Annotated in this window: 3 protein-coding genes; all 3 read right to left on the bottom strand. The window is 57.7% G+C overall.

Annotation, left to right across the window (positions count from 1 at the left end):
* Nucleotides 1-48: 48 nt before the first annotated feature.
* A complete protein-coding gene (locus GPA21_RS20745) occupies nucleotides 49-480 on the bottom strand; it encodes a C40 family peptidase (RefSeq protein ID WP_211163741.1) in 432 nt (143 codons plus the stop codon).
* Nucleotides 481-502: 22 nt separating this feature from the next.
* Nucleotides 503-1150, bottom strand: a complete 648-nt coding sequence (locus tag GPA21_RS20160; RefSeq protein ID WP_168989843.1) for a 3'-5' exonuclease — start codon at nucleotides 1148-1150, stop codon at nucleotides 503-505.
* Nucleotides 1147-1380, bottom strand: a 234-nt coding sequence (locus GPA21_RS20155) for a putative nucleotidyltransferase substrate binding domain-containing protein (RefSeq protein WP_281355978.1), incomplete at its 5' end; no start/stop codon positions are given. The genes GPA21_RS20155 and GPA21_RS20160, both read right to left, overlap by 4 nt.

The raw sequence follows: 1380 nt of genomic DNA, 5'->3' as shown, positions 1-1380 counted from the left end.
TCTTGCTGGAATTAGCGAAGGAAACATGCACCAGCAGTAGGTGAAGCATCAACCAGATAATCCGATGAGATGCCGGTCTGTCTCACTCTCATGCAAAGGTAAGATCAACCATTTAATCCGCTTACCCAAAAACACGAGGTCACCCGGCTGGAGGTCGTTCTTGTCGACCTTGATTCCGAGCCTTGCCATGTCAGTGGCGCGGCGGGGCAAATCAACGCCGGCGTGCTGAAACACGTTGAGCATCAACCCACTGCAATCCAGACCGGTTTCACGCGTGGTGCCGCCGAATCGGTAGCGCACACCCACGTAGGTCATTCCATGTCGCACCAGCGCTTCCGGCAGGTTGTCGAGCTCCTCGCTCGGGGCTGGATACTTGAGGTTGACGTAAGGTGCGCGGTGTGATTCCTCGGCCGCGGCCCCGGTGGAGAAAAGCCCGAGTGCGATCAAGAATGCGACAGCAAGATTGATCCGTGAATTCATCTTTGTTGCACAGTTTCTTCCGTTATCGGTTGTGAAATCGTCGCTGCTTGCGCTCGAGCTCGGCCAGGCTCCTCGGGCTGGTCAAACCCTTGCGACTCGCCTGACCCTCGGCAGCCAACATCAACTGGGCGATCGCGTAGGCATCTCCCAATGCGTGGTGGCGCTGAAAGGTTTCGATGCCAAACGAGCGCATCCACTCGACAAGACGCGTTGGACGCGCGATGCGCTCCGGGAAGAGAGCGGGAAGCAACCAGTAGAGATCGAGCCAGATCCAGTCCGGCATGATTCCCAGATGCTTCTCCAATGCACGTTCCAGCATTGCCTTGTTCAAGCCTGCGCTGTATACCACAACTGGGCCTGAACCTGTGAACGTGAGCAGATTCACCAATGCAGTGGCGGGGTCGGAAGCCACGTCGGCATAGTAGCTGTCTTCCGCAACGATAGTGCCCGATGCAAGCGCGATGGCCCCTACCGAAAGCAGTCTGTCTCGCTCCGGGTCCAGGCCCGACGACTCGGTATTGAGTACCACATAGCGCGATTCGAAGTGAGATCTGCCATCGTCGGCGGGCGCTGTCGCCTGCCAGGCGGACAGGGCATCGCGCAAGACGATGTCAAGACCCGTAGCGTCGCTTCTGCTGGCGAGCAGACGTGACAGCCATTTTGCCTTCACAATTGATAATCCAGCTTGAGGCGGTTCTGCAGCTTGCGTGCCTGGCGGAATGCTTCCTTGAGAATGCGCCGATCAAGTTCGTTGAGTTCATCAGGTCGAATGCGGTTGTCCTTGCCGCTGACGTCCTGATCGCCGAGGTGTTGCGAACGCAGGCGCAACAGCTGAATGAAATGAAAGCCGTCGATATAGGCAGCAAGCTCCCCGGGCTGCATGCCGATCTTGGCACCTGC

This window comes from Azoarcus taiwanensis, from assembly GCF_012910885.1.
Classification (GTDB): Bacteria; Pseudomonadota; Gammaproteobacteria; order Burkholderiales; family Rhodocyclaceae; genus Azoarcus_F; species Azoarcus_F taiwanensis.
Note: the sequence above shows the minus strand (reverse complement) of the source record. Positions and strands in the feature narration are given on the sequence as shown.

Coding starts and splice junctions, on each gene's coding strand:
- GPA21_RS20745 (WP_211163741.1), bottom strand. CDS start 480: ATGAATTCACGGATCAATCTTGCTGTCGCATTCTTGATCGCACTCGGG.